The sequence below is a fragment of the Gemmatimonadota bacterium genome, from assembly GCA_009835325.1.
Classification (GTDB): domain Bacteria; phylum JAAXHH01; class JAAXHH01; order JAAXHH01; family JAAXHH01; genus JAAXHH01.
Genome location: VXWP01000077.1, coordinates 20,894 through 44,566, shown reverse-complemented (window position 1 = coordinate 44,566; position 23,673 = coordinate 20,894). Strand labels below are relative to the sequence as shown.

Genomic DNA, 23,673 nt, shown 5'->3' with positions numbered 1-23,673 from the left:
GGCCCAACCCGCAAGCCCACCGGCCCAACCCGCAAGCCCACCGGCCGCGGAAGAGCCGCCGGCACCGGAAGAACCGCCGGCACCGAAAAAAGAGGAAAGGTAACGCTGCCGTGCCCGACAAAACACTCTACAGATCCGCATCCAACCGGATGATCAGCGGCATCTGCGGCGGCCTGGCCGAGTACTTCGACGTGGACGCTTCCGTGCTGCGTATCGCCATGGTGGCCTTCACGGTCATCACCCTGCCGGTATTCGGCCCCTTCGTCTTTCTGGCCTACCTGGTATGCGTCTTCATCATACCACGGGATCCGGGCCTTGCCCCCGCGGCGGCCTCCGATTCGCCCACCGATTCAGGGAATTCGGACCAGCCGGAACAGGGCGCGCGGCAGATTGCGGAGAACCAGCCCACCAACCGGAACAACAGCATGGTCCTAGGCGGCCTGTTCATCCTGCTGGCCGTGATCGTACTGACCTGGTCATATGCGCCGGATTTCGGGCTGTTCTCCTTCTTCCTGCCCATGGTTCCCATCGTGGCCATCGGCGCCGCGGTATTCATTTTGTTCGTCTACAGAGGGCAGATCATGGAGTTCTTCAAACATCGACGGCTGTACAGGCTGAATGAAGGCAAGAAGATCTTCGGCGTGTGCAACGGCCTTGCGGATGCCTTCAACCTGGACCCCACGCTGATGCGTATCGGGTTCTTCATCGCCTTTCTGTTTTCCATTGGAACGGTAACGCTGATCTACCTCTTCATGGCCTTCATCATGCCCGAGGGACGTCCCGAGCACCCCGCAGAAGACGGATAGCATGTGACGTGCCGCGTCAAACCGATCGACCGCCGGTAATGATCCGCATCCCGCGTCCGGTACCGGCCTCGAGTTTCCCCGACCGGTTTCGTACCGGACTCCTTGAATCGGCTTGACAAGCGGCGTTCAGCCGACTAGCGTATTTCGCGATCGGTCAGTACCCGGGACCGGTCGCTTTTTAATGTCACATCGACGAGATGTGTATGAGAAAAAAGCACAATCTACGCCTGGCACGCGCCATACAGGGCATCAGCGGCGTACTCGCCGTCCTGACGATTTATCCTTTAGTCCGCCTGATCTATCCCTGCTGGCGCCGGTTGAAGGGCAGGGGCAACCACGGGGAAACGGGCGGCGCGCACTCATCCGGCCCGTCCGAGCCGCATGGCGGACCATCCGAACCGTCCGGAAAATCCACTGCCCAGGGCAAGTAGGCCGCTGTGAAACTGATTGTCACCAACGACGACGGAATCGAGGCGCCGGGCCTGCTTACGCTCGAGGGCCTGGCGTCGCAGTGGGGTGAAGTGGTCGTGGTCGCCCCGGCGGAAGTACAGTCGGGCGCGGCGCACCAGTTGACCAACAACCAGCCCATTCGCGTGGATGAACTCGGAGGCCGCAGGTACAGGGTATGGGGAACGCCCGCCGACTGTGCGCGCCTGGCGGTCAACCAGCTTGCGACCGACGGGGACTGGTTGCTGTCCGGTATCAACAACGGGGGCAATCTCGGGGTGGACGTCTACGAATCCGGCACGGTGGCCGCCGCCAGAGAAGCCACCATCCACGGCTGCAAGGCCATGGCGCTGTCGCATTACACGGCGGACGGCCGGGAGATCGACTGGCCGCTGGCCGCGGAACGCCTGAAGCCGGTCCTGGAACGCCTGCTGAGCGAGGAACCGGGAACCGGGGTCTTCTACAACGTCAACCTCCCCCACCCGGATCACGACGAAACCCGCCTTGAAGTAAAGTCCACTCCGGTGGATACGAGTCCCTTCCGCATCGCGTTCACGCCGACCGAAAACGGTTACCTGCATACCGGGATCTATCACGAACGGCACCGGAAACCCGGCTCCGATATCGACCAGTGCTTCAGCGGGCATATTTCCCTGTCGAAGATCCGGGTCTGATCTTTCCCGCCGATTTCCTGAAGGAACCTGCTGATCCTGTTCAGACGGCCGTCACCGTCCACCGAGTACAGACCATGCCCATCATTACCATAATTGGCCGGGGACACTCCGGCACGCGGGCCATGTCCCACACGCTATACACCAGCGGTGTCTACATGGGTCGGACGATCAACGCCTCGGGCGACAAGGTACCCCCGCACGACCTGTATGACGCCTGCCGGATCTTCGCGAAGTACGTCCGGTGGACCGGTGGCACCTCCTGGGATTTCTCAGAGGTGCTGGGAATGGACATCGACCCGGAATTCGTGGAGAAGGTGGAAGCCTACCTGGCGGACGTGCTGGAAAACGGGGCTCCTTTCCGCGGTTGGAAACTGCCGGAAACCACGCTCATCTATCCGTGGATCGTCCGCATGTATCCCGATATCCGGTATATCCACTGGATCCGGGACCCGCGGGACGGCATCCTCGCCTCGCACCGGACCGACGATCTCGGCGATTTCGGCATCGAGTATCCCGACACGGCGGACATCAGGCGGCAGCGGGCGATTTCGTGGCTGTACCAGTACCGGCTCATGAAGGCGACGCCGGTACCCGGCCACCTCGTGACCGTCCGGTTCGAAGACTTCGTGCTGAAACAGGAAGAGACTCTCCGACGGCTTGAAGCCTATCTCGACATCTCCCTGAGCCGTATCGTCGTGCGGCCCGAAGCGGTGGGGCGGTGGAAGAAGGCCGAAGGCGCGCTCCCGATGGACCTGCTGGGCGAAGCGCTGGACGAGCTGGGATACGAGGTCTGAACCGGCCAGGCCGGCCGACTGATTCAAGGTGCGGCAGCCGCGCTTAACGCCCTTCCCGCCGTGCCAGTTCCTTCAGCTTGTCGACGCACCGGTCGATTTCGTCCGTCGTGTTGTAGTAGTGGGTGGAGATGCGGAGGCCCCGGTGGCCGTCCCGGTCGTGGTCGTCCACGTGGAGTTGCGCTTCTTCCTCCATGGGACCGCGCCACCGCGCCGCGTCGATCCCGTCGAACTCGAAGATGGTGGAACCCGGAGACGAGACATCGTGGGACAGGCTGGTGAGCAGCCGCAGCCCGGGGACTTCCAGGAGGGCCTTTCTCAGGTAGTCCGACAGCATGCGCAGGCGCCGCTCGATATTGCCTATTCCGATGCGGTTCAGGAAATCCAGGGCGGTGCCGAGGGCCGCGCGCACGGGCAGGTCGTAGGTTCCCTGGATTTCGTAACGGAGCGCGTCGCCGCCGGGTTCAGCCTCCGGCACGTAGAGGGTGCTGAAGGAGGTCTGCATGGCGCGGCGGACATGGAGGAATCCCGTGCCGGCGGGACCGAGGAACCACTTGTGCAGGCTGTTGGTATACAGGTCGCTGCCGACCTCGGCCAGGTCGACGTCCAGCATCCCAACCGCCTGGGCGCCGTCGACGGCCGATATCAGCCCGTTCTCCCTGGCCATTGCGCAGAGTCTTTTTACCGGGTACAGGTATCCCCCCCGGGTGACGTGACAGAAGAAGAGCACTTTCGTCCGCCCGTCGATCGCTGCGGAGATACGTTCCAGGATGTCGTCCGCTCCCTCCAGCGGGCTGGGGATATGGACTTCCCGGACCTCGATACCGTACCGTTCTGCCCTTACCTTCCAGGGCTTCACCGCGCTGGGATGCTCCTGCGTGGTCATCAGGACCCCGTCTCCCGGCGCCAGGTCCAGTCCGTTTACGATATGGTAGAGTCCCTCGGTCGCATTGCGCGCCAGGGCGATTTCACCCGTCTCCGCACCCAGGAAACCCGCCATGGCCGGCCTGAGCTCGGACTCGATGTAGCCGTGGAAATCCCGCTTGGCCTTCGACGGGTTCTCGGACATCAGGCGGAATCCCGCGGCGACGGCATCCCGAACAGGCTTGGGAGGCATGCCCAGGGCGGCGTTGTTGAGATAGGCGTGGCCCGGTTCCAGCATGAACTGGGACCGGACCTGGGACCAGTAGGCCCGGTCATCGGGATCGATGGGCTGGGTCTGCGGTTCGGAAATGGAAGTAAACATGGGCGTGTTCTGTCGTCCTGTGTCCGGTTTGAATGTGAAAAGTGTATCGGGTTCGACGCGTCGCGGGTCAGATCCTCTCGAGATTGTCCTGTGACAACCAGCCGTTCTTTCCGTCCGGCAGGCGGATTCGGAGCCAGTCGTCCCGGTGTTCGACCAGCTGGACTTTTGCGCCTTCGTGCAGCGTGAAAACCGGTTCGGATGATACGTCGGGTCCGGTTCTGACCACGGCCGTCGGCCGCAGGACGATCGCTTCCTCGTTCACCAGGCTGTCGTAGATCTTGATGCCCAGGAACCCGGCGGCCATGAGCAGCGCGATGCAGGAGACCAGGAGCGCGTAACCGGTCGCGGACCGCGTGCGCGGCCGCCTCGCGAGCAGAAAGCCCACCAGCGCCAGCGACGCGAGGAACCCGGCCGAGGTCGCGGCGACCGTGGCTTCGTTCACCGTCACGCCGTCCAGCGCCTGCCGGCCGAACCACGGCACTTCGCCCGCGATCTGGTCCGTCGTCCGTTCCTTCGCGAGGTCCAGGTTGTTGTGCAAGTCCGCGTCCCGGGGCAGGAGGCGGGTCGCCCGCTCGTAGGCCAGGATGGCCAGGCCGATCCGATCCTGCTTGTAATAGGCGTTCCCCAGGTTGTAGTACACGTGCCCATTGCGTACCCCGCGTTCAATGATGCGTTCGTACGTCCGGCTGGCCTCCGCGAATTTCCCGCCCTCATACAGCAGGTTGCCCTGGCGGTACAACTCCGTGGTCTGCCGGTCCACCGGGTCTTCGGCGCAACCAGCGGCCGCAAGGCCGATGGCCAGGACGGCCAGGCCCAGTCCCGCGACCAGGTGACGAGCCCCCGCAACCAGGTGACGAGCCCCCGCAACCAGGTGTCGAAAACCCCGGACTTCCGGTCTCCGATCCGGGTTAGAGACGGCCGCCGGCAGGCCATCCGCGCGCATATCGTGAATCGCGGTGGCTTTCAACGGTCTCGGGATAGCTGGGATTCGATGGATTCGATACCGTTCCGGGCCTTGTCGATCAGGTCGCCGGCGTGTTCCGCCGTATGCGCCGTCGGGGCGAACCGGGCCAGGTCGCAGGCATCCAGGCAGTCCCTGACCAGGGCAGCGGTGTCTTCGTCCACGCCCCGTTCCCTGAGCAGTTCGACAGCGCGAGGGGACGTCAGGCCGGCCGTCGGCAGGTTGCACCTGTCGGCGACGTAACCGTACAACGCGTTGGAAATGCCGGTGAAGGCCTGGTCGAGCGCGCCTTTTTCCAGCTGCTCCCGGGACCGGCGCAGCAGGCCGAGGGCGGTGCTTCTCGCCCGGCGCCGCCGGGCGAAACCGGTGTCGCGCCGCAGGCGATGGGCGTGGGACCGGTACAGGACCGTCGCCAGAATCGCCGCGATGGGCAGGACATGCAGCAGCAAGTACCAGGTCGACCGGAACAGGACCTCGCCCTGGTCGCCCAGGTAAGCCGTTTCGGGTTTGATGTACTGGATATCTTCGCGGATCTGCCGGACGACCGATCTGCGGGGCATGCCGACGACGGCCGCCTGCGATCCGCTGGCCGGCAGGACGGAAATCGTTATCGGTTCGGTCGTCGTAACCCGGTAGGAATCCGTATCGGGATCGAAGAAAGGAAAGGCCAGCGAAGCGATGGCATGGTCGCCGGGTACCGTGGGGATGAGCACGTGATCCCAGGTCTTGGTTCCGGAGATCCGCAGCCTGCCGGACGCGTACTCCGCCCGGTTGCCGGACTGGTATTCCTTGAAATCACCGAGCGGCGGAAGTTTGGGATCCTCCACGGTCTTCAGGTTGCCTTCCCCGGTCAGCTCGATCGTCAGCGTCACGGGCTGGTTCACTTCCGTGGTGGCCTGGTCCACCATCGCCTTGAGCGAGAAGTCGCCTACCGCGTTGCGGAAACCGTCGGGGCGGCCCTCGACCGGCAGCGGCTGCACCTGCACGGTCTGCTCGCCGGACACCACCCTGATCTGACGCGTATTCGAGAAAAACGTGTCGAAGGGATCGGAGAGAAAGCTGTCGAAGAGACTTCTGCGGGACCGTTCGGCCTGCACGTCACAGATCATCGACAGCGGCTCGAGGTTCAGTTCTCCCGTCACGGTGGGGAAAAGGGCGATGTCGCGCAGCTTCGCGACGGCGTACCTTCGGCCGCCGATGATTTCTTCCTTGAAGTCGAGGTGATGGGCGGAGAAGAGCTCCTCCATCCAGAAGCCGGTGTAGGAGGGGACCACGTCGTAACGGGCGTTCGACAGGCCCAGACGGGTGTATAGCGTATAGGTCACTGTTACCTGTTCGCCCAGGTAGGCCCGCCGCTTGTCCACGTTGGTCCGGATGTAGACCGTATCCTCCAGGTCCGGCGTGCCGGCGGCATCCTGCGACAGACCCGCGGCTGAGGACTGACCCGCGGCCGTGGACGGTGAACCGCCGGACGGCGCGGCACGGGTTGCGCCCGGTTGCGAAGAACCCTGTGCGCCCGGCGTTACCTCGATCGTGATCGGCGTCGTTTCGTGGGCGACGCCGTCAAGCGTCACTTCGGCGGCGTCAATGACGAAAGTGCCCGTCCTCCGGGGTTTCAACTGGTAGATGAACCGCACGGACCGGGAGGAGGACAGTTTGCCGTTCACCAGGTTGAAGCTGGAGGAGGAGGAAGACGTGCTGCCGATGACGATGAACGGCTGCATGTCGGGCAGAACAGGTTTCGGGACATCGCCCAGTTCGGAACCGGAGACTGAAACCGTCAGGATCAGCGTCTCGTCGACCGTCATCCGGGTACGACTGACCTCGGCCGTGACCGAGATCTCCTGACCCGAAGCGGCCCGTGCGCCGAGCAGCAGCAATACGATGAGACCGGTCTGCATGCACCGTTTCATGGGTTCAATCCAGGTATCCCTGGGTCCGCAGGAACTCCGCGTTCAGGATGGACGTACCCGCGGCCCCCCGGATGGTGTTGTGTGAAAGTACCACGAATTTCATGTCCAGCACCGGACAGGGCCGTATCCGGCCCACCGTCACGGCCATGCCGTTTTCGGCGTCGCGGTCCATCCTCGGCTGCGGCCGGTCCGGTTCATCGCGTACGATGACCGGACGCGCGGGAGCGAAGGGCAGGCCGAGTTCCTGGGGCGGTCCCCGGTGGTTGCGCAACGCCTCGGCGAGACCGTTCGTATCGGTCTTGTTCTCCAGGGCGACGGAAACGCATTCCATGTGGCCGTCCTGGACGTGTACCCGGTTGCACTGCGCGCTGACGACGATCCCGGCATGCTCGATCCGGTTGTCCCTGAACCTGCCCAGCAGCTTCAGGGTTTCCCGCTCCATCTTGTCTTCTTCTTCCCCGATGTAGGGCAGCACGTTATCGAGGATCTCGAGGGAGGGGACGCCCGGGTAACCGGCCCCGGACAGGGCCTGCAGGGTGGTGACCGCGACCTGCCGTATGCCGAAGCGTTCGACGATCGGCTTAAGCGCCATCGTAAGGCCGATGGTGGAGCAGTTCGGATTGGTCGCGATGAACCCGCGGCCATATCCCCTGCGCCTGCGCTGGTAGTCGATGATCGCGCAGTGGTCCCCGTTGACCTCGGGAACAAGCAGCGGCACGTCCTCGTCCATGCGGTGGTTCTTCGAATTGCTGACGACGGCGTAGTCGGCCGCCGCGAAGGCCGCCTCGATCGGGCCGGCCACCGCGGAATCCAGGCCCGAGAACACCAGGTCGCAGTCCAGCCCCGGTTCGCAAAGCGCGACGGGCAGCGCGCGCACGGACTCCGGGACCGGCGTGTCCAGCCGCCAGGTCACGGCTTCCGCGTAGGGTTTGCCGGCCGACCGCTCCGATGCCGCGACGGCGGTTATCCTGAACCACGGATGGTCTTCGAGCAACTGGACGAACCGCTGCCCGACCGCCCCGGTAGCGCCAAGGACCCCTACTTTGATTTCATTCGTCGCCATTTCATGCTCCCGGATCTGGAATGAAGGTCATGGATGATCGCTGCCCGGCAGCGCCCTTGCCGCCTTGATCAGGTCTCCGAACAGGCCGCCCGCCGTGACCTCCGGCCCCGCGCCCGGTCCCCGCACGATCAGCGGGTTGTCCCGGTACCGCTTGGTGGTGCACACGACCATGTTGTCCGGACCGGCCAGGCTTCCCAGGGGACTTTCCCGGTCCACGTTTTCGAGGCCTACCCGGCACGTGCCGTCCCCCACCGTGGCGACGTACCGCAGCACCTGACCGCGATCTCCACCGGATTCGACCCGCTGCGCGTAGGCCGCGTCTTCTCCGGTCAGCATGGCCATGAACGCATCCACCGACGGTGCGTCCAGCAGTGCATCGGAGACCATGCCCTCGATCTCCAGGTCGTCGAGTTCAAGGCGGTATCCGATCTCACGGGCCAGGATCAAGGCCTTCCTGGCCACGTCCATCCCGTTCAGGTCGTCCCGTGGATCGGGTTCCGTATACCCGAGTTCCTTTGCCTCCCGCACGATCTCGGAGAAGGTCCGGCCGTGGTCGAGCTGGGAACAGATGTATCCCAGCGTGCCGCTCAGGCATCCCGCGATCCGCGTTACCTCGTCCCCGGTATCCACCAGTTCCCTGACGGTGCTGACGATGGGCAGGCCGGCGCCGGCGGTCGTTTCGTACCAGTACCGCATCCGGTCGGCGCGGCCCAGCCGCCGGATCTCTTCGTAGGCGGCGCTCCGGTCGGTGATGGGCTTCTTGTTGGCCGTCACGACCGGTACGCCCCGGCGAAGGCAGGCCAGGTGCACTTCCGTCATTTCGGCGGACGTGGTGTCGACGACGCACAGGTTCCCGGGCGGATCGCCCGGACCGCCCGGACCGCCCGGACCGCCCAGCAGGCGATCGATCATGGCGGCCGCGCCCGGGTAGTCCTTGCGGCTGTCCCCGTCTTCGAGCAGCCGGTCCAGGCCGCCGGGGCCGCTTAACGCCTTGTTGAGTCCTCCCGGATTGAAAATCAGCCGGTTCCGGCCGCAGATGCCGATGTATTCGAAGGAAAGGCCGGTGGTTTCGGCCAGGGAGCCGGCGCGGTCCGCCACCTGGCGGATCAAGGTTCCGCCGATATTGCCCTTGCCGAATTGAAACAGGTTAATCGTGCTCAAAATCTCCGTCCCCTCCCAGTCCGAATGACGCGTGCACCAGTTGAACGGTCTTCCGCAGGTCGTCCCGACCGATGATGAATGAAATGTTCAGCTCCGACGAACCCTGGGCGATGGCGATGATGTTTATTCCGTGTTCGCCGAGAATGCCGAATGTGCGGGCCGCGATTCCCGGGGTGCCCTTCATGCCGCCGCCTACCACGGCCACCACGGCCAGGTCGGACTGAACCGAGATTTCCTCCAGACTGCCTTCGGCGACCTCGTGACGGAATTCCTCCTTCAGCGCCTTGACCGTTCCCGGGCTGTCTCCTTCGCCGACGACCAGGCAGATGTCGTGTTCAGAGGAAGCCTGCGTGATCATGACGACCTGGGTCTTGCGGTCCGCCGTGGTCTTGAACAGCCGCGCGTGGGTATCCGGCGTCCGGCTCAGGCTGGTGCCCTCGACCATGATCAGGCAGAGCCGGTCGATACTCGTTACGGCCTTCACGCCCAGCGGTGCGGCGCGGGTGCGCGAAGTGATGAGCGTACCGCTGTGCCCGGTCCGGAAGGTGTTCCGTATCCGGATGGGAATCTCCTGTTTCACCGCGGGCAGCATGGTCATGGGATGGAGTACCTTGGCGCCGAAATAGGACATCTCCGAAGCCTCGAGATACGATATCTCCTTGAGGACGCGGGCGTCCTCGACGATCCTCGGGTCGGCCGTCATCGCGCCGTCCACGTCCGTCCAGATCCATACTTCCTCAGCCTGCAGCGCACTGGCGACCAGGGAGGCGGTGTAGTCCGAAGCGCCTCGCCCGAGGGTCGTGGTCACGCCTTCGTCGGTGGATCCGATAAACCCCGTTACGATTGGTATGCGGGCACTCGATACCATCGGCGCCAGGCCCGCCGAAAGCCGCCGGTCCGTCTCGGCGAAATTCACCTCCGCCTCGGTGTAGCGCTCGTTCGTCTTCACATACTCCCGCGCGTCGACGGGCAGGGACGACAGGCCGGCCGACCTGAGCGCGGCCGAGACAACGACCACGGAAAGGCGCTCGCCAAAGGAGCTGACCAGGTCGACCGAACGGGGGGAAAGCTCCCTGAGCAGCGTGATGCCGTGCAGGATGCCCGACAGTTCGTCGATGAGTCCGGCACAGACCTCGAGGGCCTGTTCCCGCTCTTTTCCTTCGGCCAGGGCATGGACCGTGTCCTCGTGGCGTTTCCTCAGCGCAGAAAGGGAGGCCGTGGGCTCCGTACCCTCGCAGGCCTGCGCCGCCATGGCTCGGAGCGCGTCGGTCACCTTGCTCATGGCGGACAGGACCACCACCATATCGTGTTCGCGGTACTTCGCGACGATCTCGACGACTTGACGAATAGCGTCCACACCGCCTACGGAAGTGCCGCCGAATTTCATGACGATCATCAGGTTACCAGTCTTTCTCCGGATTGACCTGCGTGGCCTGTTGTCTACGCAGCCGGCGCTGGATGTCCTGCTCGTCCCTGTTCAGGGCGTTCAGCAGGCGTTCCGCTTCCGCCCTGCTCAGTTCCCCCTCACGGGGCGGCGGAGGCGCTTCCGGGCTTTCCTCTTCATCGGGTTCCGGTCCCCCGTCGTTCGGGTCGTCCCGGTCGTCCCGGTCGTCCGGGTCATCCCGGTTGTCCTGGGCATCCTGGTTGGCCTGGTCCTCCGGGTCCTGCTGCCGGTCCTGCGCGTTTCTGCGTTCCTGTTCCTCCTGCTGCTGAAGCTGCCGCATCACGTATTCCAGGTTGTATTTCATGTCGATATCGTCCGGCTCGATCCGCAGGCCCGCCTTGTAGGCCTCGATGGAATCCTTCAGCAGGCCCATGCGATAGAGGCTGTTTCCCATGTTGTACTGGGCCCGGCCACCGACCGGCGCCTCGCCGTCTATCGCGTTCGCGTAGGCCTGTACAGCCGAAGGATACTGGTCGGAGCGGTACAGCGCGTTTCCCCGGTTGTAATGCAGTGCCGGGTTCTCGCCGTCCTCCGCCAGCGCCTCGTCATATGCCGCCAGCGCCTCATCGTATTTTTCCTGTTGATACAGTTCGTTGCCGCGGGCGTTCTTCACAGCCGGCTGCCAGCCGAGAAACAACAGGAAGACCAGGATTGCGCTCATGGCTTCGGTTTCCGTTCCTTACGATTCGTCGAGCGGTCCGCGGTCCCGGATCACGGTATCCGCGACCAGGAGCAGCAGGCCGAAGAACAATATATACTGGAACCGTTCAACGTACTGCGTAAATTCTCTGCTCTCGAACTCCGCTTTCTCCAGTGACGCGATGGTGTCGTATACCAGGTCCATCTCCTCTCCACCGGGCGAGGCCCTGTAGTATGCCCCTCCGGTCGTTTCCGCGATATGTCGCAGCGTGGACTCGTCCAGGCGGCTCATGACCACCGCGCCGGACCGGTCCCGCATGTGGCCGGCGACCCTGCCGTCCTCGTCCGTAACCGGTATGGGTACGCCCTGCGGCGTGCCGATGCCCACCACGTACACGCGTACCCCCTGGGCCGCCAGTTCCGAAGCGATGGCGAGCGGGTCTTCCTGGTGGTCTTCTCCGTCGGTGATCAGCACGACGGCCTTGTACCCCTTGTGATCCTGCCGAAACGACCGGCCCGCGATGCGCAGCGCCTCCGCGATGGCCGTACCCTGGGTACCCACGGTCCGGGTATCGATGCCGTCCAGAAAGAGATCCACGATGCTGTAATCGGTGGTCAGCGGGCACTGGAGAAAAGCGGACCCGGCGAATACCACCAGGCCGATCCGGTCGTTACGAAGCTTCCCTACCAGGGACCGGACGGCGAATTTGGCCCGGACGAGGCGGTTCGGCCGGACATCCTCGGCCAGCATGCTGTTGGAAACGTCCAGCGCGGCCATGACCGAGAATCCGGTCTGGCGCACGGTTTCGGACCGGGTCCCGAACTGCGGCCGGGCGAGGGCCAGCATGAAACAGATCAGGGCAAAGAGCACGAGGGCGGCCTTGACCGACTGTCTTCTCGCCACGGTTGAACGGGACAGCCTGCCGATCAGTTCCGGTTCTCCCAGCTGCCTGAGGGCTTCGCGCCTGCGCCGGAACCGCGCGGCGAAGAACAGGACGAGCAGGGGCGCGGCCGCCAGGAGATAGAGGTATTCAGGTTGTGCAAACTGCATGTCGGCTCCTCGGCCGTTACACGCCGCCACCGGGCCGTACGTGCTACGGCAGTCTTCTCAGCCGGGTATGCGACAGCACGATATCCGCCAGTATGAGAAACATGGCCGGCAAAAGGAAATACCCGAACAGTTCGGTGTACCTCGAGTAGGCGATGACCTTCATCTCCGTACGTTCCAGCGCGTCTATCCGCTGGTAGATGTGGGACAGCATCTCGGCATCGGTCGCCTTGAAATAGAACCCTCCCGTGATCCGCGCGACCTCCCTGAGCGTCCCTTCATCGATTTCCGTGAGGGCGAGGCTGCCGTCACGGTTGCGCGCGTACGTGCGGCCCATCACGGGGTCGTCGACCGGGATGGGCGCGCCGCCCTCTTTCCCGATCCCGATCGAGTAGATCTTGATCCCCAGCGCGTCGGCTGCCTTGGCCGCGGTGATGGGGTCGATCGCCCCGGTGTTGTTCACGCCGTCGGTAAGCAGAATGACCACTTTGCTTTCGGCGGTGCTCTGCCGCAGCCGGTTGACGGAATTGGCAATGCCCATCCCGATGGCCGTACCGTCTTCGGTCAACCCGATCTCCACCTGGTCCAGCAGGCCGAGCAGCACGTCGTAGTCCAGCGTCAGCGGGCACTGGGTGAAGCTGCGTCCCGCGAAGACCACCATGCCGATCCGGTCGTTCGTCCGTTCCCGGATAAAGTCGGAAATCACGGACTTGGCCACGAAAAGCCGGTTGCGTGGCTTGTAGTCTTCCGCCCCCATGCTCCCGGATATATCGAGCGCCAGAACGATGTCGATCCCCTCCGTCATCACTTCCGCGCCTTCGGTGCCGGTCTGCGGGCGGGCCAGGGCGAGGATGGCCAGGCCGATGGCCATGGTGCGCAGCGCGGTGGGAACGTGGCGGTACTTCAGGGCGGACGCGGGTCCCAACCGGTTGACGAAGGAGATGTCCGAGAAGCTCAGTCCGCCCCGGCGTGACTTCAATCGCCTGCGGTACGTCCATAGAAGCACCGGCAGGATCAAGAGCAACACCAGGATCATGGGCGTAGAAAAGAACATGGGAGCATCAGTCCTTTGCCGGCTCAGTGACTTCCGATACTACGGGCGGACGTGTCAGCTCGACGATCTCCCGTCCTACCCGCAGCGAAAGCGACTGCCGATGCGTTTCCGGCGTGAACCTGGCGAATTTGACCATGTCGCATTCTTCGAAAAGTTCCCGGACGACCCGGGATTCTTCGTGGCCGACCTGGCGCGCGTTCAATGCCGTCAGCAGCTCGGAGGTCGTGAATTCCATCGCGGCTATCCCGTAGCGCCCGGACAGGTACCGGCGCAGGATTTCCGAAAGCGCGGAATAGTGGGCTTTCACGCGTCCCTTTGCCAGCCACTCCTTCAGGGCCAGCCGTTCCAGTTCTTCCATGGCGATCTCTTCGGGCGGGCGTTCGATCTCCGGGACCGTACCCTGCGGGTCCTCCCGTTTCCTCCGGCGCCTGATGTACAGGAAGACGGCCGCCGCGACGGCGAGCAACACCAGTCCGGCGACCAGCCAGTAGTACCAGGGCGCCCCGCCGGGGATGTCCACCGGGGATTTCAGATCGCGTATATCCGCGGCATCATCGTCTATTACGCTGACGACGGAAAACGGAATGGCCTCTGATTCGGCGGATAACTCGGTGCCATCCGACAAGACGCACTTGAGCGCAAAGGGCGGGATGGAATGCTCGCCGGTCCGGTACAGGGTGAGTTCGTACCGGAGCAGATCGATGTTCGCGTCGCCGGGTCCGGACAGGGGTCCTGCATGCTCGAAGGACAGGAGATCGAAACCTTCAGGAGGCGTCCCGGATTCCGGCCATTCGATCGCGGAGTTGCCGGGACTCTTCACGGTGACCCGGTACAGGAAGGGATCGCCCACGGTAATCCGGTCGCGGTCCACCGAGGCCTCGATCGAAAACCCGGAATCTCCTTCCTGCGGTCCGGGGAAGGCTCCGGTGTCGACCGGGTCCGTCGCGACGGCCACCAGGACGGTGGCGAGAAAAAAGGAACGCCTCACCGCATGCCGCCTCACGTCACGATTTCGATGTCTGGGCGACCATTTCGTTGATCCGGGCTATGAACCCGGCCCTGGCCAGGGACACGACGGGGCTGTTCCTTTGCTTGACGTAAACCAGGCTTTCGTCCCCGGGAAGGGAGCTGCCTACCAGGAGCGAAATGCGTTCTTCCGGCACGTTGTCCCGGCCCCCGACCTGCAACGTAAGTTCCATGACCGGCCGGTCCAGTCCGAAGGTGGCCAGGTCCGCTTCGGGGTCCGCCGTAACGAAGGCCTCCGAATACAATGAATCCAGTTCGCTGAAAGCCCGGCCGACCGAAATCGCGTCCGCGTCGCCCGTTGAAGGCTCTTCCAGTTTCCACACGACTCGCTGCTTCTGGTCGCGGCGCACCCGCAGCCGGTCGTCGGGCGTGACCACTTCGAACATGTGTACCTCGTAGCCCTTGAACCGCAGGATCTTGTTGTCGCGCAACTCGATCGCGGAGCCCGGCATGCGCCGCAGGCTTGTAGCGTCCACCGCGTAGATCCATTCTTCCGCCGGATCCATGACGTAGGTGTACAGCCCGTCTCCGGAGTCCGTCCCGACCAGGATTTCCTGGAGGTTCACCCGGTCATCGATCGTAAGCGAAAGGCGGGCGACCGGTTGCTCGAAACCGTACGCCGCGCTGTTCGCGGCCGTCGCCGGGATGTGGTCCCGCACGCGCATGATCTCCAGGCTGTCCAGCATGGCCGTGATGAACTGGTCGTTCGCTCTCAGCGCGTAGGGCGACGTCATCCGCCAGTCCTCGAAGGCATGCTTGACCAGCGTCACGTTCTCGTCTCCGATGTTCATCGAAAAAGTGGGGACCCTGTAGGACTGGAAATCGAAGGCCGTGAGGCGCCGATAAAAGTCGGGCTCCCGGTCCAGTTGCCGCGTGATCGACGTCGAGACCGAGTACACGTTGCGTCTCTCGCTGGTCATGGCGTAGACCTGGCCCATCTCCTCATTGCCCAGTGAAAGCGTATGGAGTACGCTGCCGTCGCCGGATTTCACGGTCGCCGTCATCACCGGATCCGCCAGGCCGTATCCTGCAAGCGAAGACGGCGCGTCGTCGATGAAGGCAATGGCCGTGGCGTTGATGATTGTACCCAACGCGTTGATCACTTCATCGCGCTCCGCCGGCAGCCGGTAGGGCGCTTCCACGCGCCAGGTCCCGAAGGGGTCCAGCCTGAGGACGACGCGGCGGCCGCCTTTTTCGAGGACAATCTCCTCCACCTCGTCCTGTTCGACCCGCATCAGCCTGCGGTCCCGCAGCGCATCGGTCGTCTTGCGCAGGTTCCCATTGATCTGCGTGGAGATGAGAAACACCTGCCGCGTGCCCTGTTCCACGGCGTAGTGGGCCGCGCCCGTCGGGTTCACGTCTCCCAGCAGCAATACCATGGGCGTGTCGAGACCCCGGATGACCTCGACGGACGCCGACGGTCGCTCGAGACCGTACTCCGATAGGACCTCCGCTGAATCGGCGATGGTCCGGGCCGGGGACAGGGCGGAGAATTCACGCAGCAGCGTAACCACGATGTCCGGGTCCGCCGCGTAACGGACCGGATCGGTAATCACCCAGCCTTCCAGCGGGACCTTCTCGAGCGTAGTGACCGCGCCGTCCACGGCCACCCTGATCTCGACGACCTCTTCCGCGTTGAGCTCGAACACCCGCTCGGCTACCGCGACTTCTTCTTCCTCGAGCACGAAGAGGAAGAAAACGGCCGCCAGCAATCCCAGGATCACGGCCAGCACGATCGTGTACCGTCCACCGCTCACGGCGCTTCGCCTCCTATTTCCTTCTCCACCACACCACGACGCCCGCGATCAGGATGCCGATGGGCGACAGGATGCCGGTGACGATGAAGATATCCCGCATTTGGCTCAGCGAGATCTGAACCAGCCTGGTGTCGCTGGACTTGGGCCGGATCGCGAGCAGGTCTTCCTCCTGGGCGAGCCAGTTGAGGATGTTCAGCGCCAGGTCGCCGTTGCCCGGCAGCCTGATATAGGTATTGTTGGCAAAAGCCGAGTTGCCGACGACCACGATGCGGGTCTTCAGTTCGTGCTCCTCCGGCCGCATCGCCATCTCCTGGGGCGTCAGCGTCCGCATGTCCCTGCGGGGCAGCGCCCGGGGGACGGCCGTGATGGCCACGGCGATGGACACGGGACCGGGCTCGTCCACTTGCGGGTCCAGCGCGGGCGTGTACTCCACGGCTTCCTCCGGCGATCCCGGCAGCGTGGTCTCCGCCCAACTGCGGGCACTGGTCATGGCGATGGTCTGAACCTCCACGGTGTCGTCGGAGGCCGCCGCTGGTTCAATGGACCGCACCAGCGGAAAGAAACTCACGGTGCTTCCGAGCGGGCGCGTGATGGGATGGGCCGGGTACTGCATGACGGCCGGCATGTACTCGTTCATGCCGGGCAAGCGCCCCACGGCACTTTCGTCGATCACCACGTTGTCGCCGATCCGCACCTTCCAGTGGGCGAGGAGCGCGGACAGGTCGGCGCTTTCCTCCGGGTAGTCGGGGTTGATCAGGAACAGGGCGCGGCCGCCTCGGTCCAGGTAGTCGCGAATGGCTTCCTGCTCGTTGCCCACCAGGTTGGTTCGGGGTCCCGCCACCACGAGGACGCTGCAGTCCGCCGGGACTTCCACCTCGCTGAGCAGCGAGAAACTCCGGACGACGTAGCTCTGGTTCTCGAGCAGCTGGAGCAGCCTGTTGTAGCCGGCCTGGTCGGTCAGGTTGACGTTATGTTCGCCGTGGCCTTCCAGGAAGTAGATGGTCTTCTGGCCTTCCCGCGTGACCTTGACCAGCGCGTTGGTCACGTTCGCTTCGAGGTAGCGGTTGATGTGCTCGGTCTTGCCCTCGCTTTCGAACACGATCGTTCCGTAGGCGGAGATGTTGTACTGGCGGGCGATGCTGGGTTCGAGATCGGGGTCTATGAATTCGTAGGTGATGTGGTCCGAATGATACTGGAACTGGTTCAGCATGTCGTCGATCTGGTGCTGCTGCATGGCTTCGGGCCCGCCGGATCTGAAGAATCCCACAATGTGGACGTCCTGGTCCAACTCTTCCAGCACGCTGATGGACAGGTCCGCGAGGCTGAACCGCTTGTTGGCGGTCGTGTCGTACCGCTGGGAGTACCGCGCGCCGATCAGGTTCACGAAGGCCAGGATGCCGATCACCAGCAGGACCAGGACCGCGGTGTTGGCGCCGTACCGCGTGGTGCGCCGCCCCAGCAGGTTCCACACCGTCTCCCACTCCAGGACCAGCCAGGCCGATCCGAGCGCCAGGCCGGCCAGCAGGACGATCAGGACCGTGCGCGGTGTCGTCGCGTCCGATGCGTAGAGGTACCCGCTGACCAGGATCAGGATGAGCCCCAGGTATCCGGCGGTTGAAACGAGACTCCTCATGTACGGTTGTCTCCCTTATTCAGACTGCTGGAAGCTTGAGTGCGCAGGACCGGTCGTCCACTCGGGACCGGCGTCAACCCCGCCAGCGCGTCGATTCAACCGACCGGACCGTGATGAACAGGCCCAGGAAGATGAAACTCAGGAAAAAGAGGCAGTCCGTCGAGTCGATGATCCCCTTCTCGAAGGTATTGTAGTGCCTCAGCACGGACAGGTATCCGACCACCTCGCCCAGCATGCCGGTCATCGATTCCGCCGCTACATCCATCATCCAGAGTATGAGCGCGGCGCCGAAGCAGATCACGGCGGCCACGATCTGGTTCTCCGTCAGCGAGGAGGCAAAGAGCCCGATGGTGATCACGCCGCCCCCGAGGAGCACGAGACCGAGGTAGCCGGCCCAAATGGGGCCCCAGTCCGGATCGCCGTACACCTGGAGCACCATCGGGTAGATGAGCGTCAGCCCGATCATGGCCGTGTACAGGGTGAAGGCCGCCAGGAACTTGCCCAGGATCACGTGCCAGTCGCGGACCGGAGAGGTCAGCAGCAGCTCGATCGTACCGGTCTTCTTCTCCTCGGAAAATACCCGCATGGTGAGCATGGGCATGAGTGTCAGCACGGCCACGAAACTCATGGTATTGAACAGCGGGCGCATGATCATCTCGTTGATGTTGATGCGCTCCATCATCGTCGGGTACTGCGCGACCTGCATGAAATACTGGGTGTAACTCTGTAAGCTATAGAAAAACATGAAGCTTACGATAAAAATAAACACGGTCGAAAGGGCGTAGAATATGGGTGAAATGAAATAGGCCTTCAATTCACGGCCCCAGATGGCCAGCAATCCCTGCATCGTCAGCCGCCCTCCTCTTCCTGGGTCGTCAGCTCGAGGAAGATCTCCTCCAGGCTCATGCCGGCCGTGGTGAGTTCCACGAGGTCCCAGTTTTTTCCGACCACCGACGATGCCACCTCGGAACGGAGATCCCGTCCCGGCACGACGTCGATGTCGTACTGCCAAAGGCCGTCGCCGATGGAAGACCTGGTCTTCACGTCCACGACGCCGTCCTTTTCCTTCAACAGGTCCATCACCTCGCTGACCGGTCCCCGGATCTGTGCCGAGATGGACTGCGATCCCCGCAGCCGCGCATCCAGGTTGGCCGGCGTGTCCCCGGCCACGATCCGGCCCTGGTCGATGATGACCACGCGCTCGCAGGTCTTGCTCACCTCGGGCAGAATATGGCTGCTCAGAATGATGGTATGGTCCCCGGCCAGGCCCTTGATCACCTCCCGGACCTCGTTGATCTGCTTGGGGTCGAGGCCGTTGGTCGGCTCGTCCAGGATCAGGACGTCCGGATCGTGGATCAGCGCCTGGGCCAGGCCCACCCGCTGGCGAAACCCCTTGGAACAGTGGCCGACGATCCGGTGCTCGACTTCTTCAAGGGCGGCCAGCTCTATCACGCGGTTGACGGCCCTTCGGCGATCACGGGACGGGATGTCCTTGATCTTGGCGATGAACTCCAGGTAAGGGCGGACCCGCATGTCCAGGTAGAGGGGCACGTTCTCCGGCAGGTATCCCACCCTGCGGCGCACGTCGAGGGATTGACGGAACGTGTCGAACCCCGCCACCCGGGCGGTGCCGGCCGTCGCGGGCATGAAGCACGTCAGCACCCGCATGGTCGTGGTCTTGCCCGCGGCGTTCGGTCCGAGGAACCCGAGGATTTCGCCCTTTTCGACCTCGAAACTCACGTCCCGGACCGCGGTGAAATTGCCGTACTTCTTGGTCAGGTCCTTAACTTCTATCACGTCAGGCTCCCAGCGCCGCTGCCACAACCTTCGCGCAAAACGCGCAGCGATTTTCAAAGTATCCTAATTTATGACACAAAGTGATGTAAAGCAAGCCTTTGTTGCCATCCGATCACCGCGCGAATTTGCGTTCGCGCAGCTTGAAGAACTGCAGCAGCGGATCGATGTAGGGCTCGTCCGTGCGGATGTGGATGGCGTCTACGCCGTTCACCCTGAACTGCTGGTCGCGCGCTTCGCGGAGGGCTTCGTTGTATTCGGCATACTGCCTGCGCCAACCGGCGTCGCCGGTGTCGACGAGCACCTCTTCTCCCGTCTCCGCGTCCTGCAGCTCGATCAGGCCAACGCCGGGCAGGCTGAGTTCCCTCGGGTCCGTGATCGTGACGGCGACCACGTCGTGCCGCTTGCTGGCCACGCGCAGGGGCTTCATGTAGTTTTCGGTCAGGAAATCGGACAGGATGAAGACGATGCTCCGGCGCGTCAGCAGCCGGTTCAGGTATTCCAGCGCCTGCGTGAGGTCGGTGCCGGTATGACCCGGCTGTGTGTAAAGCACTTCCCGGATCACCCGCAGGATGTGGGTCCGTCCCTTCTTCGGCGGGATGAACTTCTCGATCTGGTCGGTGAACATGAGCAGGCCGACGCGGTCGTTGTTCTGGATCGCCGCGAAGGCCAGCAGCGCGCAGATCTCCGCGGTGATCTCGCTCTTCATCTGGTTCACCGTGCCGAAGTGGCCCGATGCGCTGACGTCGGCCATGAGTATGACCGTCAGCTCCCGTTCCTCGATGAAGCGCTTGATATAGGGACGTCCCAGGCGGGCCGTTACGTTCCAGTCGATCGACCGGATCTCGTCGCCCGGCTCGTATTCGCGCACCTCGGCGAACTCCATGCCGCGTCCCTTGAAGACGCTGTGGTACTCGCCGCTGAACACGTCGTTCACGAGATGCTTGGTCCGGATCTCGATCTGCCGGATCTTCTGGAGGATCTGCCTGGGTATCAAGGGATCTCTACGCAGTCGAAGACGCGCTGAAGAATCTGTTCAGAGGTCATGTCCTCGGCCTCGGCTTCGTAGGTGACGATGACGCGGTGGCGCATGACATCCATCCCGATCGACTTCACATCCTCGGGCGTCACGTAGCCCCTGCGGCGCAGGAAGGCGTGCGCGCGCGCGGCCGTCGCCAGGTAAATCGTCGCCCGGGGCGAAGCGCCGTACTCCACTAGGTCGCGGATTTCGGCGAGCTCACCGTATTCTTCAGGGTTGCGGGTCGCGAAGACGAGGTCTACGATGTACTGCTTGATCTTGTCGTCCATATAGACCCGGTTGATGATCGATCTCGCCTGGACGATATCCTCCAGCGAGACGACCTGTTCCACTTCCGCCGGTTCGCCGGACGTCATGCGGTTCAGGATCTCCAGTTCCTCTTCCTTGCGGGGATAGGTCGTCGTCAGCTTGAGCATGAAACGGTCGACCTGGGCCTCCGGAAGGGGATAGGTCCCTTCCTGTTCGATGGGGTTCTGCGTGGCGAGTACCAGGAAAGGGTCCTCCAGCGGGAAAGTCTCGTCTCCGATGGTGACCTGGTGCTCCTGCATGGCTTCCAGCAGGGCGCTCTGCACTTTCGCGGGCGCCCGGTTGATCTCGTCCGCCAGGATGAGATGGGCGAAAATCGGGCCTTTCTTGGCGATGAACTCCCCACTGCCCGCCTGATAGATCATGGTGCCCGTGAGATCGGCGGGGAGCAGGTCCGGCGTGAACTGGATGCGTTGGAACCGGGCCGAGACCATCGACGCCAGGGTGCGCACGGCCAGGGTCTTGGCCAGGCCCGGCATGCCTTCGAGCAATATGTGCCCGTTGGTCAGCAGGCCGATCAGGAGGCGTTCGATCATGTACTGCTGGCCGACGATCACCTTGCCGATTTCCGAGATCAGCCGGTCGACGAAGACGCTCTGCTCGTAGATCCGGTCATGGATGACCTTGATGTCGTCCGGTGTATTCGTGTGGTCTGTGGTCATGTTCATCCTTCAGTTGGAGCCGGACGTGCCAGGCTGGCCGGAAGACGAATCGGTCTTCGAGGAGGCTTCGGATTTCGATGTGTCCCCGGAACCTGACGCGTCGGAGGACCCGCCGTCGGACTTGGACCCGTCGGACGTGGCGCCGTCGGATTCAGACCTGCCGGACCCGGACGACGAGGATTCCCGGTCGGCCTTCTCGGCCTGCTTGTAGTTCTCGCTCCGGTAGTCCGTGGTATAGAACCCGTCGCCCTTGAACAGGAAGCCCGCCCCGCCGCTGATGAGGCGCTTCACGGCGCCGCCGCATTCCGGACAGGTAGAAAGTGGATCCGCCGTGATCGACTGGAATTCGGAAAACTCGTGTCTGCATTCGTTGCATCGGTACTGATAGGTAGGCATGCGTTCCTTCCTAACAAAACCGGCGCCGGCTAAGACAGCCGACGCCGGTCTTCACGTACATGAACTGCCCGGCAGGAGGGCCTGGAGGCCTACATCATGCCGCCCATGCCGCCCATGCCGCCCATGCCGCCTCCGCCGTAACCGCCCGGCGCGGGAGGTGGCTCCTTCTCGGGAATGTCCGTCACCAGGGTCTCGGTGGTCAGCAGGAGGGACGCGATGCTGGAAGCGTTCTGCAACGCGATGCGCGTCACCTTCGCCGGGTCGATCACGCCGGCCGACATGAGATCCTCGTAACCGCCGGTGTTGGCGTTGTATCCCACGGCGCCTTCCTTCTGCTTCACGTGCTCGATGATGACCGAACCCTCCGCGCCGGCATTGGCCGCGATGTGGCGCATCGGCTCCTCGAGGGCGCGCCGCACGATGCCGACGCCCGTGGCCTCGTCACCGTTGACCTGCAACCCGTCCAGCGCACCGGAACCCCGCAGGTACACTACGCCGCCACCGGGCACGATACCCTCTTCCACGGCCGCGCGCGTCGCATGCAGCGCGTCTTCCACGCGGGCTTTCTTCTCCTTCATTTCCGTCTCGGTCGCCGCACCGACGTTGATCACGGCCACGCCGCCGGCCAGCTTGGCCAGGCGTTCCTGCAGCTTCTCGCGGTCGTAGTCCGACGTCGTCTCATCGATCTGGCGGCGGATCTGGCCGATGCGGCCTTCGATCTCGGACTGGGAACCGGCGCCTTCGATGATCGTCGACTCGTCCTTGTCGATCACCACGCGCTTGGCCTGGCCCAGGTCTTCGAAGGTCACATTCTCCAGCTTGATGCCGATGTCCTCGGTGATCACCCGGCCGCCGGTCAGGATCGCGATGTCCTCCAGCATGGCCTTGCGGCGGTCGCCGAACCCCGGCGCCTTGACGGCCGAGATGCGCATGGTGCCGCGCAGCTTGTTGACCACCAGCGTGGCCAGGGCCTCGCCTTCCACGTCCTCGGCGATGATCAGCATGGACTTGCCCTGCTGCACGACCTTCTCGAGGATGGGCAGGAGGTCCTTCATCGCGCTGATCTTCTTCTCATGGATCAGGATATAGGGATCTTCGAGGCTGCACTCCATCCGCTCGGAGTCCGTCACGAAATAAGGGGAAATGTACCCCTTGTCGAACTGCATGCCTTCGACCACGTCGAGCATGGTGTCCATGCTCTTGGCCTCTTCCACCGTGATGACCCCGTCCTTGCCCACCTTCTCCATGGCATTGGCGATCAGGTCACCGATCTCGGGGTCGTTGTTGGCGGAAATCGTCGCGACCTGGGCGATCTCGGTCTTGCCGGCCGTCGGCTGGCTGATGCCCTCGATCTCGTCCACGACCGCGGAAACGGCCTTCTCGATACCCCGCTTCAGGGCCATGGGATTGTGACCGGCGGTCACGTTCTTCAGCCCCTCGCGGTAGATGGCCTCGGCCAGCACCGTGGCTGTCGTGGTCCCGTCGCCGGCGATATCGCTGGTCTTCGAAGCCACTTCCTTGACCATCTGGGCCCCCATGTTCTCGTAGGGGTCCTGCAATTCGATTTCCTTGGCCACCGACACGCCGTCCTTCGTGACGGTCGGCGAACCGAACTTCTTGTCGAGCACCACGTTCCGGCCCTTGGGACCCAGCGTGACCTTCACCGCCTTGGCCAGGGTCTCCACACCGCTCAGCACGGAGCGCCGGGCTTCATCCCTGAATTTCAACTGCTTCGCCACTGGTTCAACCCTCCTTGCATATGCACAGATTCAGCCGCAACCGGACCTTTAAGGTTACGGTTCGGACACTCGAT

General features: G+C 63.5%; 22 protein-coding genes and 1 pseudogene. 5 read left to right on the top strand and 18 right to left on the bottom strand.

The window, feature by feature from the left end; all coding sequences use genetic code 11:
* Positions 1 to 149 precede the first annotated feature (149 nt).
* The 5 genes and pseudogenes from F4Z81_09890 (at position 150) to F4Z81_09870 (ending at position 2,721) form a co-directional block, all read left to right on the top strand.
* A pseudogene (locus tag F4Z81_09890) lies at positions 150 to 317 on the top strand (PspC domain-containing protein).
* A 264-nt stretch (positions 318 to 581) separates the two neighbouring features.
* A complete protein-coding gene (locus tag F4Z81_09885) occupies positions 582 to 806 on the top strand; it encodes a PspC domain-containing protein (GenBank protein MXW05363.1) in 225 nt (74 codons plus the stop codon).
* Between the two features lie 203 nt (positions 807 to 1,009).
* Positions 1,010 to 1,237, top strand: a complete 228-nt coding sequence (locus F4Z81_09880) for a hypothetical protein (GenBank protein MXW05362.1) — start codon at positions 1,010 to 1,012, stop codon at positions 1,235 to 1,237.
* Between the two features lie 6 nt (positions 1,238 to 1,243).
* Positions 1,244 to 1,927 carry a 5'/3'-nucleotidase SurE gene (gene surE, locus F4Z81_09875; protein MXW05361.1) on the top strand — a complete coding sequence of 228 codons (684 nt, stop codon included), beginning with the start codon at positions 1,244 to 1,246 and terminating at the stop codon, positions 1,925 to 1,927.
* A 74-nt stretch (positions 1,928 to 2,001) separates the two neighbouring features.
* Positions 2,002 to 2,721, top strand: coding sequence for a sulfotransferase (locus F4Z81_09870; GenBank protein MXW05360.1), 720 nt, complete (start codon positions 2,002 to 2,004; stop codon positions 2,719 to 2,721).
* Positions 2,722 to 2,764: 43 nt separating this feature from the next.
* Here the strand turns inward: F4Z81_09870 and F4Z81_09865 are convergent, their stop codons facing one another.
* The 18 genes from F4Z81_09865 to groL form a co-directional block, all read right to left on the bottom strand.
* A complete protein-coding gene (locus F4Z81_09865) occupies positions 2,765 to 3,964 on the bottom strand; it encodes an aminotransferase class V-fold PLP-dependent enzyme (protein MXW05359.1) in 1,200 nt (399 codons plus the stop codon).
* 67 nt (positions 3,965 to 4,031) lie between these two features.
* The gene (locus F4Z81_09860) at positions 4,032 to 4,907 is read right to left on the bottom strand and encodes an SH3 domain-containing protein (GenBank protein ID MXW05358.1); all 876 of its coding nucleotides are present in this window, start codon (positions 4,905 to 4,907) and stop codon (positions 4,032 to 4,034) included.
* Positions 4,908 to 4,927: 20 nt separating this feature from the next.
* Entirely contained in the window at positions 4,928 to 6,838 is a 1,911-nt protein-coding gene (locus F4Z81_09855; GenBank protein ID MXW05357.1) for a protein BatD, read from the bottom strand.
* Positions 6,839 to 6,842: 4 nt separating this feature from the next.
* The gene (asd, locus tag F4Z81_09850; GenBank protein ID MXW05356.1) at positions 6,843 to 7,901 is read right to left on the bottom strand and encodes an aspartate-semialdehyde dehydrogenase; all 1,059 of its coding nucleotides are present in this window, start codon (positions 7,899 to 7,901) and stop codon (positions 6,843 to 6,845) included.
* A 27-nt stretch (positions 7,902 to 7,928) separates the two neighbouring features.
* Positions 7,929 to 9,065, bottom strand: a complete 1,137-nt coding sequence (locus tag F4Z81_09845) for a hypothetical protein (protein ID MXW05355.1) — start codon at positions 9,063 to 9,065, stop codon at positions 7,929 to 7,931.
* Positions 9,049 to 10,458 (bottom strand): aspartate kinase, encoded by a 1,410-nt coding sequence (locus tag F4Z81_09840; protein MXW05354.1) that lies wholly within the window; start codon positions 10,456 to 10,458, stop codon positions 9,049 to 9,051. The genes F4Z81_09845 and F4Z81_09840 overlap by 17 nt, the downstream gene beginning before the upstream one ends.
* 4 nt (positions 10,459 to 10,462) lie before the next feature.
* Positions 10,463 to 11,167, bottom strand: coding sequence for a tetratricopeptide repeat protein (locus F4Z81_09835; GenBank protein ID MXW05353.1), 705 nt, complete (start codon positions 11,165 to 11,167; stop codon positions 10,463 to 10,465).
* Between the two features lie 18 nt (positions 11,168 to 11,185).
* Entirely contained in the window at positions 11,186 to 12,196 is a 1,011-nt protein-coding gene (locus tag F4Z81_09830; GenBank protein ID MXW05352.1) for a VWA domain-containing protein, read from the bottom strand.
* Between the two features lie 43 nt (positions 12,197 to 12,239).
* Complete coding sequence (locus F4Z81_09825) at positions 12,240 to 13,247, bottom strand: VWA domain-containing protein (GenBank protein ID MXW05351.1); 1,008 nt, start codon at positions 13,245 to 13,247, stop codon at positions 12,240 to 12,242.
* Between the two features lie 7 nt (positions 13,248 to 13,254).
* Complete coding sequence (locus F4Z81_09820; protein MXW05350.1) at positions 13,255 to 14,250, bottom strand: DUF4381 family protein; 996 nt, start codon at positions 14,248 to 14,250, stop codon at positions 13,255 to 13,257.
* A 1-nt stretch (position 14,251) separates the two neighbouring features.
* A complete protein-coding gene (locus F4Z81_09815; GenBank protein ID MXW05349.1) occupies positions 14,252 to 16,030 on the bottom strand; it encodes a DUF4340 domain-containing protein in 1,779 nt (592 codons plus the stop codon).
* A gap of 13 nt (positions 16,031 to 16,043) precedes the next feature.
* Positions 16,044 to 17,663 (bottom strand): hypothetical protein, encoded by a 1,620-nt coding sequence (locus tag F4Z81_09810; GenBank protein MXW05348.1) that lies wholly within the window; start codon positions 17,661 to 17,663, stop codon positions 16,044 to 16,046.
* A gap of 73 nt (positions 17,664 to 17,736) precedes the next feature.
* Positions 17,737 to 18,510, bottom strand: a complete 774-nt coding sequence (locus tag F4Z81_09805; GenBank protein MXW05347.1) for an ABC transporter permease subunit — start codon at positions 18,508 to 18,510, stop codon at positions 17,737 to 17,739.
* Between the two features lie 2 nt (positions 18,511 to 18,512).
* Positions 18,513 to 19,460: an ATP-binding cassette domain-containing protein gene (locus F4Z81_09800; protein ID MXW05346.1), complete on the bottom strand. Its 948-nt coding sequence runs from the start codon at positions 19,458 to 19,460 to the stop codon at positions 18,513 to 18,515.
* Positions 19,461 to 19,572: 112 nt separating this feature from the next.
* Positions 19,573 to 20,454, bottom strand: coding sequence for a DUF58 domain-containing protein (locus tag F4Z81_09795; protein ID MXW05345.1), 882 nt, complete (start codon positions 20,452 to 20,454; stop codon positions 19,573 to 19,575).
* A complete protein-coding gene (locus tag F4Z81_09790; protein ID MXW05344.1) occupies positions 20,451 to 21,464 on the bottom strand; it encodes a MoxR family ATPase in 1,014 nt (337 codons plus the stop codon). The genes F4Z81_09795 and F4Z81_09790 overlap by 4 nt, the downstream gene beginning before the upstream one ends.
* 9 nt (positions 21,465 to 21,473) lie before the next feature.
* Positions 21,474 to 21,860: a zinc ribbon domain-containing protein gene (locus F4Z81_09785; protein ID MXW05343.1), complete on the bottom strand. Its 387-nt coding sequence runs from the start codon at positions 21,858 to 21,860 to the stop codon at positions 21,474 to 21,476.
* Positions 21,861 to 21,949: 89 nt separating this feature from the next.
* Entirely contained in the window at positions 21,950 to 23,599 is a 1,650-nt protein-coding gene (groL, locus tag F4Z81_09780; GenBank protein MXW05342.1) for a chaperonin GroEL, read from the bottom strand.
* Positions 23,600 to 23,673: the final 74 nt, after the last annotated feature.